A 12,085-nucleotide genomic window follows, 5' to 3' on the forward strand; every position below is an offset into this window, starting at 1 on the left:
CCTATCTTCTTACAGCGAGAGAATCCCGCCGTTCACGGCGGGCGTGAATCGCGTCACTCAATTACGCGAGCCACCGCTTGATAGCAGGCTGGATATTCCACGCTAATCCACATCATTAAATTGATTCATCTACCTGGGCTATGTATGGCGATTGAGGTCACACGCACCTACGTTGGTTCCATCCAGAACCACCGGCAGGTCTGCGATGGCCTTGACTCGCTCGGAGACTCCGCCTCGAAGATCTGGAATGTCGCACGATGGACAGCCGACCGCATCTGGGGTGAGACCGGCGAAATCCCAGTCGAGGGTGTGCTGAAATCGTACATGAAGAACCAGTCGTGCTGGAAAGACTTGAACGCGCAATCCAGTCAGAAAGTCATCGAAGAACTTTCTGACGCTTTCCAGTCGTGGTTCGATCTGCGACACAAGTTTGACGAGGCGAATCCGCCCGGCTACCGCAAACACGGCGACACACGACCCAAGAGTACGGTCACGTTCAAGGCAGACGGGTTCAAACACGATCCAGAGAACAACCGTGTCCGACTCAGCAAAGGGTCGAACCTCAAGGAGTACTGGTCGGAATTCATCCTCTGCGAGTACCAGACACGCCCGGACGTTGACCTCACAGAAGTCAACAAGGTACAAAACGTTCGCGCCGTCTGGAATGGGGAAAAGTGGGAAGTACACTTCGTCTGCAAAGTCGAACTCGAAACCACCGACTCCGCAGGCGATTGTGTTGCTGGAATCGATCTTGGTATCAAGAACATCGCCACGGTCGCATTCCCCGACGAATACGTCCTGTATCCCGGTAACTCGCTCAAGCAGGACAAGCACTACTTCACGCGAGCAGAGTACGACACCGAGGGCGAGAACGGCCCGTCAGAGAAGTCGATGTGGGCACGCCGGAAACTCGCAGAGCGTGAAACCCACTTCTACCACACGCTCACGGACACAATTATCACCGAGTGCGTCGAGCGCGGTGTTGGAACGCTCGCAGTGAGCTGGCCCGAAGACGTGCGAGAGTCCGACTGGGGCAAGACAGGCAACAAGAAACTCCACACGTGGGCGTTCGACCGCATCTACCAGTATCTCGAATACAAAGGCGAGATATGTGGTGTCGAGGTGTTGAAAGAGAACGAGTGGGACACGTCAAAGACGTGTTCGGCGTGTGGTGACGATACGAAGTCAAACCGTGTCGAACGCGGTCTGTACGTCTGCTCGTCGTGTGAGTTGGTAGCCAACGCGGATTGTAATGGGGCGGAGAACATGCGCCAGAAGATAACTCCGAATCCGTACGGTGTGGATAGGAGTAACGGCTGTGTGGCACAGCCATCGGTACACCTGTTTGACCGCGAGAGCGGGACGTTCAACACGAGAGAACAGGCCGTATCGTAGACCAGCAAATATCCCAACCTGCGGTACGGGAAGCCTCGCGGTAAACGGCGAGGAGGATGTCACACGGATGAAACCTCAGGAGACTCTGTCTTCGGAGCGAGAAAATCCCACTCGCGAATGGCGAAGCCGACAATCTCGATGCGCCACTGAAGGTGTTCCCATGCCTGAGCGATCTCACGCCGACGGTCTTCTTCATCGCTGCCAAGCGTTTCGTTGGCGAGTGTCCCGCGAAGTTGGTTCGGCGACTCAACATCGAATTCGTCCTCCCAATCACGGATTTGTGCCTTCATCTCCGCAAGCCGGTCCGTAAGCTCCTCGACAGTGTGGTCGCTGTCCCGCAGGCGCATCGCCTCTTGGATAGCTTGTCGTCGGTAATCGGGATAGTACGTGGTGTGGGTGCCGGTCTCGTCACGGTGGAGGATACCGTCGTCGACGAGCCGTCTGAGGACGCGCTTGGTGGGTTCGTGTGACCAGTCTGCCTCAGATGCGATCCAGTTCGCCGTCCGCGGCTCCGACAGCTGCTGGGCGACCATTCGGACGCGATCTTCACCTGTGGTTTGACGGTCCATCAGGCTCTCTGAGTTCGCTTCGTCTTCGGTCATACGCTACATTCACACTCTGTCTCAATATAAATTGAGGTAATTCGTTTTATATCGAAGTAAAGTTCTAGGCCATTCCGCCTACCCACAGTAACTGGATTAAGAGCAATATGGAAGCCCAGTCTTGACGGCTCTATCCTGGGGAAAGCGACCTCGTGAGGCGGTTCTAGCATTTGTGCTTCACCGACGGCGCGGGGGTCCTTCAAAGTGGTCGTGATTATTGGAGTAATCACGTCCAACTGTATATTCCATCAAATTGCCGAATTCTAGTGGTAGAACTGCTAACAGCCATGGATACACAGCTATAAACTATATAATGGTATACTAAAAGCGGGCTGTTGGGAAGTTGAGACTACAGCGGGTTTAGCGGGGCTGTAATGCGTGAATTTGGGTGAATCAGTGAGAGAGAATTACTTCAAATCGCTCTCAAAACGCACATTCTTGTTATTTTTCCAACACTATCGCCAGATTTCCTCGCTTTCTGTTAGTGTTGCCACTCAAACACCATACGAACTCATACTCAAAGACATAAGTACGTGAAAATATTCGGCGGCTCGATGTCATCAAGCGCGGTGAGCGCAGCTTCACGAAGTTCATCTAATGTGTCGAAGAGGCGGTTTCCAAGAGCCTGATCGAGCCGTCGCCAACACTCTTCCGCGGGGTTCAGCTCTGGTGAACCCCGCGGAAGGTAACACAGTTCGATCGGCGTGTCCTCGACGAATTCCTGCACTGCGTTGGCCGTGAAATACGAGGTGTTGTCCAAGACAACACAGATTTTCTCGCCGAATTCGGTCTGGAGAGCGTCAAGCAAGCGAATCGTCGTGTCGCTGTTGAAGTTCTCGGCACAGGGCAGAAAGAACGTCTCGCCGGAATCACTCACTGCACCGAGCAGCTTGATGCTATCCCACGCGCCCGTCACCGGCAGTGACGGGCGCTTTCCCTCTGGAAACCACGCATAGATCAACGTCGAGAGAACCTGCCGCGTCTGATCAATGGTCAGGATTGTGTATTCGTCGTCCAGGTTGTCGCGCTTTTTTTGAAGCCTTCTTGCCACGCTTCTTGGGCTCTCTCGTCGGATTTGTAGTACTCCGGCCGGGCTGTCTTCCAGGACAGCCCGGCCTCGGACATCAGTCGTCGGACGTGGCGTTCACAGTATTCAACGCCGAGTTCCTCAGAGAGGTAGTGACGCGCCAACGGAACAGACCACGCGGGCGCGTCATATCCGATTTCTTCGGGTGACTCGTGAAGAACCTCAACGAACTGCTCGTGCTCTTCGGCAGAGAGTTCGGGAGGTCTACCCTCTCGTGGTTTGTCGTAGACAACCTCCTCGAACGGCTCGTCAGCGAGCCGTTCGAGGCGAGAGAACCATTTCGAGGCCCAACTGCTAGAAAATCCGTAGAGTGCGGCTGCATCGGTTTGCGTCAGGTCGTCGATCTCTTTGTAGGTGATCGCAACCATGATCCGCTTTGTCGCGTCGGCATCATCGACCTCCGCCAAGATCTGGCGGAGGTCTTCGACAGAGACGTTCTCCAATCTCGCCATACTGGTCCTTGTCGCTGAAGTTCCATGAAATTTTAGCCCTCAGTATCAGTCTGGGAGCTGTACTACCCGATTCCGGTTTCCTTCTTGAGCAGCGTCAACGTATTGTCGGCCGTCACAATCGGCGAATGCTCGTATTCACCAGCTAGTTCGACCTGTACCAGCAGATCCACCGCTCGCCAAATCGAGTACAGCAAACACGCGAACGCGAAATAGAAGAACCGCAACCCGAAATTCTTCGACGTCGTGGTAGCCATAAACCGTTTGATCGACTTGTAGCCGCTCTCGATTTCCCACCGATAGCCGTACTCAGTCAGGTGTCCGCTTCCCCGATTCGTCATAAAAACCGAATACTGCCGGTGATCGTCGTGTTCAGAATCCTCTTTCCGACAGTAGACCAGCGTCGTCTCGTGCCATTCGTTCTTGCCGAGGTAGAGCTTCCGGTCGGTCTCGTACTGGTCTTGATCATGTCGAAGCAACCGCTTGGCCTGCGCTTTCTCGCTGGTCTGCATCCGCTTTGGGACGACATACGAGAGCCCCCGCTGACCGATCATCTCCAGAACGTGCTGGCTGTCGAACTCCCGGTCCATCAGGACGTTGTCGACGTGAACGGCTGCTTCAGCAGAGTCCAAGAGATCCTCAACGATTTCCTTCCGTGACTCACCCCGCCGCACAGGCCGCGCATCGAGTACAATCGGGACAGCATTCCCGACTAACTGAACCGTCGCCCACTGGTAAGCGTATTCGTCAGTCTTCTCCTTCGTTCCAAGAATCTCGTCTTCATGGCCCGTCCTATCGCCGGTAAACGGGTCAGCTTCGGTGATGTCGATCGCGACAATTCCCGCCCGGAAGAACTCCTCTGTTCGGCCGACTTCATCCAGTAGCCGGGTGACTGCCTGTCGTAACATTTCGCGGATCTCCGCGATAGAGAGGTCACGAATCTGGTCGCGGTGGGCGTGACCAAGCGGCGTCCGATCACGTGTCGACTCGTGGATGAAGCTACGAGCGCCCTCGTTAGCAGCGAGGTTCTCACGCAACCCGAGATAGGTCTGTAACCCCCAGTAGGCGTTCTCGTGAATCTCACAGCCCTCACCACGGTCTAACGAGAACACCGGGAAGACGATGCGGCTGACGTGGTCGATTATCTGTTCCGCCTGTTCCAAGACGGCCCGGTCGTCGGGATTGGATTCCCTGCCTTCGTTCTCTCGCTGTGGGGGCTTCCGCTCCGGATGACGTGGAACAGCGACACCTTCATTCTGAGCGGTAATGAGAATCGTTTGTGCGGCAGTCTCGACTGTTTCCCGCAAATCGGCGGTGAAGCGCTCGTGCCAGCTCCGCCACAGTGTTGACTGGTTCGGAACGCCCTCAAACTCGAACTGCTTGCAAAGTTCAGGGTGGCTCTCGAGGTATTCGACGAGTGCTGTCTCGTGATTCCATCCGTGGATCTCTTTCAGCACGAACACTCGAAAGAGGGAGTCCATCTCGTACCGGGTCGACTTCGCGTAGCGGTCGTGGGACTCGAATCTGAAGTAGGCCAGCGGTAACGAACAGACGAACTGCTCGATTGAGTCGTGGCTCTGGTGGGCGAACCACGCCTCCGAAACCGTCCGTACATCCGATTCCAATCCCACAAGCGACGTTCGATCGTACAGTGGTGTCGAATCATACGCCGGCCACTCGACGTACGATCGTTGAGCGATGCCTCGAAAGACCGTTCGACGAGAGACAGGAGTCGAAGCCACTACGGGAGAATCAGTAGGACACGCACAAGAATTCGTCCAGATCAACAGAGGGCTGGACGACTACTACAACAGGTGGCCGTACCCCTTGCGTTCGAGTTCGGCTTCCAGTTCGACGTGCATGGCTTCGACAGTCTCCTCGCCGAAGTGCTGTCCCGTCATCGCTCCCGACATTTCCGCGATTTCAGCGTGCCACTCGCGTACTGCGTCGGCAAGCGCGGCGAGAAATTCTTCTTCGGTCTTGTTTGCTCCGTCGACCTCCTCGACGATCTGCCATCCTGGCTGGAAATTTTCAAGGATGTATCCTGTCTCCTCGAACTGAATCGCGAACCGTTCGCAGACCGCTCCGAACCCGGTTTCGATGCTGAGTAACGGAATGACGTGGACGATATCCTCGTGCTCCTCCAGTTCACGGAGGTCCGCAACGGGCACAGCGGTTTCGGGAAGTACGGAATACAGCGGATCAGGCAGAGGAGGGCCGCTCTCATCGACCCGCGACGGCTCGTACTGGTCGTTGATCAGATCGCCTTTCTCTTTCACGACTATTGGCTCTGTGTCGCTCGGCTCATCGCTGAGAACTTCTTTCAGGATGCCGTAGAAGCGCCACTCGTCGCCGTAATCGTAGAGATAGCAGATGCGGTCGTACTGTTCGAGGCCGAGTTGGCGGGTCATCTCGCCGATCGTCACGTCTCCTGCGTTCTCGATCCGTTCGGTACGCAATACCGGGTCGCCACCAAGCGATTCTTCATACTCCTGCGGGCACTGGTATTTGACAGCACAGTCCCAGTAATCCTCATCGCCCCCAATGAACCAGAGATGACCCTGATCGAGCCCGAATGCGGGGTTGATTGCTGATTGGAATTCAGCAATCGTCCTATCCGCCCCGACGACGATATCTCGCCACAGCGATGTCGGGTCCGGGTCGAACTTAACGCGAAATCGGTAGGCAGTCATCCTTGCATCTCCGTACCCGTGCGGAAGCTCGTGAGGTCGTCGATACGCTGCTCTAGGTCTTCGATCTCGTCTCGAAGTTGTTCAGCTTCGTCGTCGTCACTGGCCGCAAGACGGTCTTTCAACCCCTGGAGCCGAGATTCTTTCACGTCCTCGTCGACCTCTGCCTTACGGACGTACTCGCTTTCCTCGATGTCGTAGACATCCGATTCAGAGAGTGTGGTCACCTCGAGTGCTTCATCGACTTTCGAGCGGTCGACACTCAGCACACGTTCGCGGTCGATGCCAGCGTTCTCGAGGCGTTCCAGCACCTCCTCGTCGTCTTTGAGCGAGCGATTGCGGCGGCTCGTCCGCTGGACCGAACCGTACTGCCCGGAGACTGGACGGTCGTGATAAAAGCGGGCGAGGAGGACATCGGCGACCTCCTGGCGGAACTCGTTGGCATCTCGCTGCACATCCGAAAGCAGGGTGTAGAGATTCACCAGTGCGTTCGTCTCCAATTCAGGGATATCAGTCACATCGTGACGTTCGAGTGCATCGATGAGGAGGAGCGTGTCCGAGTAGACATCCAGTCCGTCGGGTTCAGTTCGGTCCTCGTCCGTGGGTTCCTGTTCCGCGTCGACTACCTGCGTCGCCGTCGCGATCTCTGATTGGGTGATGACACCAGCATCCTCATCAACCTCGAACCGTGGATGGACACTCCACACCGCTGGGTATGGATCGGCATCCGCCGGGAGACGGTCAAGGTCAAACCCGTCCGGGGCATCCTGAATCCGTCGATAGAGCGTTTCGAACTGGTCTCGCTGGAGTGGCCGCGTCTCATCCCTGTCTTCGAAGTGGCTGATGACACGAGCTTCCTGTACCTCAGTAATACGAAATCGGTGATGAGAGAGCGGCGTGATGAGCGTTGCACCTTCGGGAAGGTCGTCGAGTTCCTCGAGAAGCGTGTGCCAGCTGGCGGTGAAAGACATATACTGTGGTTGTGCACCATTCCGACTAAATCTTGTTCACAACGCGGCCATCGGTGGGTAGTCTCCGTAATAGACACTCTGATACGTATCTCTTCGGAACTACCGATATGGCTGAGACGTACGCACTCTGTGTTCAGATCGAGTCACACGAGTATAACGGCGAGTTCTATCTCATTGGCGAAGGATACGGAACCCCAGCAGACGTGTTAGATACCGTCGCTGCCAACCATCTCTTGCGAATCGCGAATGCGTCACGTATCGAAGAATACCTACTCGATGTGCTGAAGAATGGAGAGAATACAGGTGAAGCCGAATATGACGCGACAGACAGCGATGTCGAATGCTGGATTCACGTCGACGTGTCCTACCAGAGGTACGCCTTCGGTGTCGGGGACAGAGTGTTCGAGTTCTCCGGTGAACCGACGAAAAGCGAGATCTCCTCAACGGTCACACAACTCCAGTAGGCTGCTGACTCTCGTTCAGGGGTCGAAGTGGTAAATGTAGGGGTGGGTAGCCTTCCCTGCAGGCATAATCTCTTCGAGGAGCTCGCGAACCTCGGATTCGGAGGGAGAACTGGTGATAATCCGGTCATCGTAAATCGCCACATAGGCCTCGTTGAGTCCTAATTCACGCAGTTCCCGACCCAAGCTTCGAGCACGGGCCTTTCCCATCTCCTGATGGTAAATCCGCTCCAGTTCGTCGGTTTTCTCTCGCAACTGTTCGATCTCCGACCCGTATCGCTCTCGGTTCCGCTTGTTCTTCATGTAGAAGCGCAACTCTTCGGCGTCCGTCTTTTCGTCTTCCCCGGGTGCTGGAAGCGAGTCGATTATGCCGAAGCGATGTTTGGCCTCCTCGTACTCGTCGTCGATGTCGGTACTGAGTGACCCTCCGAAGATGATGTTCTTGACTCCGACCCATCCATCGTAGACGATTTCGCCTTCGAACGGCAACAGAGCGACACTCGAAACCAGGACTGGAAGTGCAGATTCATCCCACAGTTCGGCGAACGGAAGCCGAGCCGGGCGGACTGCGTATGCTTTTGGCGGTTCTGTCCAATCGAGGAAGATCGCGTCGTCCTCGCGATAGCGGACGACGACGAACTCTCCGGCGACGAAGTCAGTCCATGCTTCGACCTGTTCGAGATCAGCGTCCGACAGATCGGCAGGGTTCGCTTCAACGAAGTCCTCTATCAGATCCGTCGTCGACTCGTTGTACAGCGTATTTCGGAGCGGGAGAAGCTCATCAGTGTAGTGCTGTTCCAGATCAGCGACCGTTTCGATCTCTTCGATGACATCGAATCGATCGTTGACGTACACCAACAGATGGGCGTACAGATCCAGAAACCGTTGTTCGCTCTCTTCAGACAGTCGTCTGTCGGCTTTACTCATTGATAATAGACGTATTCACGGTCACACTAATCAGGCGTTTCGAACTTCGAGCGAGTTCCTTATCGGTACTCCGAGATCGCCCGATACGGCACGTAGTACCCGATCTCGTCAATCCACGTCGACAGCCACTCGTCAGCAGTCGCTTCATCGATCTTCCCGGCATCGATTGCAGCCAACAGAACTCCGACCGACCCGACAACAGTCACGCCCTGATCTTTCGCAAACGACCGGGCATCCCCGTCGTCGGTCAGTAGGCGACCGTCCGCTGCGTCCGCCAAGGCGAACGCCTGGGCCTCGCCAGGATCGAGATGACCACCAACAACGGCCTCTCTATTAGCGACGGTATCCGAAATCGTCGCGACTGGAATCTCGTCGTCGAGTGTATCGAGCGCTGACTGGAGATACGGATGGTCATCGACGCCGTCTTCGAGTTCCTCGCGAACGACTGGCACTGTACAGATTCTAGAGAGTCCTGCAACGACCCACAGCTGGTCGATATACGCGAAATTCGAGAGGACAGTCGTGTTCAGAACGCTCGGGTTAGCTGGAATATCATCACCTGTCATTTCGCGCGTGACCCCTCGTCGTCCGAGTCCTCATCATCGAATTCGAGTTCGCGTGCTGCCGCTACCTCGTCGGCTGCGTCGTCTTCGTCAACGAGTCCGAGACGAAGTTCGACGCCGTGCTCACGGAGGATATCCCGCATCGTCCAGCGGTCGACATCGGCGAGTCGCGCAGCGTCACCAAGCGTGATGCGCTCGCGTTCATAGAGGGCGACCGCAGCTGCAATACGTTCGTTCTCGTTGTCCTTGAAGTATTCACGCACGAACTCGCGCAACGCATCGCTCTTGCCGCCAAACACACCCGCCTCAACAGCCCCCTCAATAAGGAGATCGAGGTCATCTGGATACGAGCCGGTGATTCGTGCCATCGTTCTATCTCAAACTACGCCTTCATACTATTTATGAACTACGCTGGATCGCCATATGCATTGAGACAGCCAGTCTCAACTCCTGCGGGCTGTTTGGATGTTAGACTACACCCAAACATATACGAGAATTTCGACAACTTTCTACAGCGTAGCCACCAGATGCCGTGCTACAACAGAGTGAGTACTGTTACCATTTGACGCTCTCTTGGCCGGTCAAACAGGCACATGTGCCGCAACATGTATTGGTCGTCGGCTTGTTTTTTCTCTTATGGCTGCCGAAGAGACCAAGGTCAGCGACCGGGGGATGGTGACGATTCCTGCCGCCCTCCGGCGGCGCCTCGATATCGAACCGGGTGACAAACTCCGGTGGACGATGGACAACGACGGGAACCTCTCTGTCGAGATTGTCCACCAGCGCGAGGGGGTGTTCGACGACTTTGAGCCCGTCGACGCCGGCGAGACGAACGCCGTTGAGGTCGAAGGCGAGTTCGGAGGCGAGTGATGCCAGACGCGCTCCTAGACACGAACGTCCTCTTTGCCAGCGCCAGTGCTCGCGACGAGTATCACGAACGGAGCCGGGAGATTATCCGGGAGATCGACCACGGCGCACTTCCGACGGCCGTCGTGACGAACTACGTCGTCGCGGAGACACTGAACATCACCGGCGAGAAGCTCACCCCGCAGGCCGCTAACGGGATGCTTGACCGCCTTGTTGAGGGCACACACTTCAAGGTAGAGCACACCCCAAAGGCGGATTTCAACGCGGCCCAGGCTATCTTCCGACGCTACGACGAGCTGTCGTTCGTCGATGCGACCATCGCCGCCTACATGGATCGGGAAGACATCGACTACCTCTATTCGTTAGACGACGACTTCGACGCCCTCGACGATGTCAGCCGACTCGACACCGCCGAAAATCCGTACCGGTAGTGCAGCTACCGAGTGCTCCGTCGAAGAGAACGAAGTCTAGGGATTCGTCGTTCTCACTTGCCCACTTGACGAGTGGCGCCAGACGCCGCCGGCCCCGCGAACGCTGCTGTTCGACATCGGCATCCCGACGACTGTCTTCGAGCGGCAGTATTGGAACGAACTGCAGTCGAATAGTATTCTATTTTAGAATAGCTATCTATTCATTCGATTCTAAAGAAGCGGATTCGCGGGCGTGTCCGAACCGTTCGGCCACTTCGTCGACAAGGTCTTCCTCCACGACAGTTCGGAGGAGCGCGTCCGTCATCTCCCGAACGACGATATTCTGGTAGCCCTGCTGATTAAGTTCGCGCTCCAATTCGTACTTCAGCCAAGCATCGAAGTCCTCGATTGTAACCTCACGGGCATAGAACGGGCGCTGTTTGGCATCCTCGTAGCTGAACGCAGTATCGGTTATCGGGTCCCGCGGCTCGACTGAGTCCTGAGCCGAGGTCTTCTCTATCGTCTCCGGTTCGGATGCCTCATCCGTATCCTGTGGTTCGTCGTCCGGTTCATCTTCAAGCGTCTCTCCGAGGTCGGCAAACGGATCATCGTCAGCCATGGCGGACCACCTCCCCAGCCTCAACGATGTGCGCCAGTTCGTCGAAACACGTCAGCTGGTCACAGTCAGGATCGTAGTCCAGTAGCGGCTTGCGCTCGCCGTAGGCCTTCGTGATGCTGGTACGGTCCCGAATGCCCGGTGAGGGTTTGAGGTCGCCAGCATCGACGGCCTCCCAATCTGTGATCCGGGCGAAGTTCGGGATACGGTCCTGAAGGCTACCGTGGGAATTCAATCGTTCGAGGAGCTGTCGATCCTGGGTCTGCTGGTCGATACGACCGCTCAGCATATTCGGGACCAATGCCAGCACGTCCACGTCCATATGCTGACGAAGCGGGGAAATTTGACGCTCAATAGTTCGCTCAAGGCCAGCCATCGCCTCGTTTCCAGGTGCAAGGGGAAGGACCAAATTTGCCGTCGCAACCAACGCATTGTCCGTGAGTCGGGACCGGTACGCCGGCGAATCCGTAACGATGTAATCGTAGGTGTCCTCGAGAAGTAGGTCGACGACTTCCCGCTTGAGCAGCGCAGAGGGCTGGAAGACGTCACCAACGACGATCTCCCGCTCGACCTGCTCGAGATCCTCGCTGGAGGGGAGGATGTCGAACTCGTGGCCGGTATCATAGACCACAGAGGTTGGGTCAGCATCATTGAAGAAGACGTCACCAATGGTCTCCTCCGTGTTGTGATATTCCTCGTCAAAGCCTAAACCCACAGATGCATGGCCGTTCGGGTCAAGATCAATGAGGAGGACATCGTGATCTTGAGCAGCCAGCTGTCGGGCGAGGTTGACTGCGATCGTTGATTTCCCAACGCCCCCCTTCAGCATACAGACCGACACAGCGCGAGAATTCCTGTCGGTCTGTACCGAGCTATATGGCTTATTTGGACTATTTGTACTATCTATGCTATTCCAACTATCTGGGCCACCCATACTATTCAACAGTATCATTCCCTCACGACTTAATTCTGTTGTGAATAGTTTGAATAGTGTACTATTCTTTCTAATTAGGCTATTTTAGAATAGTAAACTATTCCTAAATAGGA

Annotated in this window: 14 protein-coding genes; 4 read left to right on the forward strand and 10 right to left on the reverse strand. The window is 55.7% G+C overall.

The window, feature by feature from the left end:
* Nucleotides 1–144 precede the first annotated feature (144 nt).
* Nucleotides 145–1,395 carry an RNA-guided endonuclease InsQ/TnpB family protein gene (locus OSC37_RS17465; protein WP_267164235.1) on the forward strand — a complete coding sequence of 417 codons (1,251 nt, stop codon included), beginning with the start codon at nt 145–147 and terminating at the stop codon, nt 1,393–1,395.
* A 59-nt stretch (nt 1,396–1,454) separates the two neighbouring features.
* Here the strand turns inward: OSC37_RS17465 and OSC37_RS17470 are convergent, their stop codons facing one another.
* The 5 genes from OSC37_RS17470 to OSC37_RS17490 all read right to left on the reverse strand — a co-directional run bounded on the left by OSC37_RS17470 (nt 1,455) and on the right by OSC37_RS17490 (nt 7,194).
* Entirely contained in the window at nt 1,455–1,997 is a 543-nt protein-coding gene (locus OSC37_RS17470; RefSeq protein ID WP_267164236.1) for a DUF7342 family protein, read from the reverse strand.
* 517 nt (nt 1,998–2,514) lie between these two features.
* Nucleotides 2,515–3,536 (reverse strand): IS630 family transposase gene (locus OSC37_RS17475; protein ID WP_267164237.1). Its coding sequence is split into 2 segments (ribosomal slippage): nt 2,515–3,032 and nt 3,032–3,536, totalling 1,023 coding nucleotides; the frame shifts between segments, so codons are not numbered across the junction.
* A 62-nt stretch (nt 3,537–3,598) separates the two neighbouring features.
* Nucleotides 3,599–5,275 (reverse strand): transposase, encoded by a 1,677-nt coding sequence (locus OSC37_RS17480; RefSeq protein ID WP_267164238.1) that lies wholly within the window; start codon nt 5,273–5,275, stop codon nt 3,599–3,601.
* Between the two features lie 63 nt (nt 5,276–5,338).
* Entirely contained in the window at nt 5,339–6,226 is an 888-nt protein-coding gene (locus tag OSC37_RS17485; protein WP_267164239.1) for a DUF7964 domain-containing protein, read from the reverse strand.
* The gene (locus OSC37_RS17490; RefSeq protein WP_267164240.1) at nt 6,223–7,194 is read right to left on the reverse strand and encodes a DUF7983 family protein; all 972 of its coding nucleotides are present in this window, start codon (nt 7,192–7,194) and stop codon (nt 6,223–6,225) included. The genes OSC37_RS17485 and OSC37_RS17490 overlap by 4 nt, the downstream gene beginning before the upstream one ends.
* Before the next feature lie 107 nt (nt 7,195–7,301).
* Between OSC37_RS17490 and OSC37_RS17495 the strand changes: the two genes are divergently transcribed.
* Nucleotides 7,302–7,658 (forward strand): hypothetical protein, encoded by a 357-nt coding sequence (locus OSC37_RS17495; protein ID WP_267164241.1) that lies wholly within the window; start codon nt 7,302–7,304, stop codon nt 7,656–7,658.
* Nucleotides 7,659–7,673: 15 nt separating this feature from the next.
* Here OSC37_RS17495 and OSC37_RS17500 read toward each other — a convergent pair whose 3' ends face one another.
* Genes OSC37_RS17500 through OSC37_RS17510 form a run of 3 tightly spaced genes read right to left on the reverse strand, consistent with a single transcriptional unit; the run spans nt 7,674 to nt 9,513 of the window.
* Complete coding sequence (locus OSC37_RS17500) at nt 7,674–8,582, reverse strand: hypothetical protein (protein WP_267164242.1); 909 nt, start codon at nt 8,580–8,582, stop codon at nt 7,674–7,676.
* Nucleotides 8,583–8,641: 59 nt separating this feature from the next.
* Complete coding sequence (locus OSC37_RS17505) at nt 8,642–9,148, reverse strand: PIN domain-containing protein (RefSeq protein WP_267164243.1); 507 nt, start codon at nt 9,146–9,148, stop codon at nt 8,642–8,644.
* Nucleotides 9,145–9,513 (reverse strand): UPF0175 family protein, encoded by a 369-nt coding sequence (locus OSC37_RS17510; protein ID WP_267164244.1) that lies wholly within the window; start codon nt 9,511–9,513, stop codon nt 9,145–9,147. The genes OSC37_RS17505 and OSC37_RS17510 overlap by 4 nt, the downstream gene beginning before the upstream one ends.
* Before the next feature lie 268 nt (nt 9,514–9,781).
* Here OSC37_RS17510 and OSC37_RS17515 point away from each other — a divergent pair, with 268 nt between their 5' ends.
* Nucleotides 9,782–10,015, forward strand: coding sequence for an AbrB/MazE/SpoVT family DNA-binding domain-containing protein (locus tag OSC37_RS17515; protein ID WP_267164245.1), 234 nt, complete (start codon nt 9,782–9,784; stop codon nt 10,013–10,015).
* Entirely contained in the window at nt 10,015–10,443 is a 429-nt protein-coding gene (locus OSC37_RS17520; RefSeq protein ID WP_267164246.1) for a type II toxin-antitoxin system VapC family toxin, read from the forward strand. Before OSC37_RS17515 ends, OSC37_RS17520 begins: the two co-directional genes overlap by 1 nt.
* Before the next feature lie 196 nt (nt 10,444–10,639).
* On the opposite strand, the gene OSC37_RS17525 is transcribed toward OSC37_RS17520, so the two are convergent.
* The gene (locus tag OSC37_RS17525; RefSeq protein WP_267164247.1) at nt 10,640–11,041 is read right to left on the reverse strand and encodes a DUF7970 domain-containing protein; all 402 of its coding nucleotides are present in this window, start codon (nt 11,039–11,041) and stop codon (nt 10,640–10,642) included.
* Nucleotides 11,034–11,972 carry a ParA family protein gene (locus tag OSC37_RS17530; RefSeq protein ID WP_438267606.1) on the reverse strand — a complete coding sequence of 313 codons (939 nt, stop codon included), beginning with the start codon at nt 11,970–11,972 and terminating at the stop codon, nt 11,034–11,036. Before OSC37_RS17530 ends, OSC37_RS17525 begins: the two co-directional genes overlap by 8 nt.
* Nucleotides 11,973–12,085 lie beyond the last annotated feature (113 nt).

Source organism: Halovenus salina (assembly GCF_026410925.1).
GTDB classification, from domain to species: Archaea; Halobacteriota; Halobacteria; order Halobacteriales; family Haloarculaceae; genus Halovenus; species Halovenus salina.

Bases quoted from the DNA above. Each gene is read 5' to 3' on its own strand.
- OSC37_RS17465 (WP_267164235.1), top strand. From the start codon at position 145: ATGGCGATTGAGGTCACACGCACCTACGTTGGTTCCATCCAGAACCAC.
- OSC37_RS17470 (WP_267164236.1), bottom strand. From the start codon at position 1,997: ATGACCGAAGACGAAGCGAACTCAGAGAGCCTGATGGACCGTCAAACC.
- OSC37_RS17485 (WP_267164239.1), bottom strand. From the start codon at position 6,226: ATGACTGCCTACCGATTTCGCGTTAAGTTCGACCCGGACCCGACATCG.
- OSC37_RS17490 (WP_267164240.1), bottom strand. From the start codon at position 7,194: ATGTCTTTCACCGCCAGCTGGCACACGCTTCTCGAGGAACTCGACGAC.
- OSC37_RS17495 (WP_267164241.1), top strand. From the start codon at position 7,302: ATGGCTGAGACGTACGCACTCTGTGTTCAGATCGAGTCACACGAGTAT.
- OSC37_RS17500 (WP_267164242.1), bottom strand. From the start codon at position 8,582: ATGAGTAAAGCCGACAGACGACTGTCTGAAGAGAGCGAACAACGGTTT.
- OSC37_RS17505 (WP_267164243.1), bottom strand. From the start codon at position 9,148: ATGACAGGTGATGATATTCCAGCTAACCCGAGCGTTCTGAACACGACT.
- OSC37_RS17510 (WP_267164244.1), bottom strand. From the start codon at position 9,513: ATGGCACGAATCACCGGCTCGTATCCAGATGACCTCGATCTCCTTATT.
- OSC37_RS17515 (WP_267164245.1), top strand. From the start codon at position 9,782: ATGGCTGCCGAAGAGACCAAGGTCAGCGACCGGGGGATGGTGACGATT.
- OSC37_RS17520 (WP_267164246.1), top strand. From the start codon at position 10,015: ATGCCAGACGCGCTCCTAGACACGAACGTCCTCTTTGCCAGCGCCAGT.
- OSC37_RS17525 (WP_267164247.1), bottom strand. From the start codon at position 11,041: ATGGCTGACGATGATCCGTTTGCCGACCTCGGAGAGACGCTTGAAGAT.
- OSC37_RS17530 (WP_438267606.1), bottom strand. From the start codon at position 11,972: ATGGGTGGCCCAGATAGTTGGAATAGCATAGATAGTACAAATAGTCCA.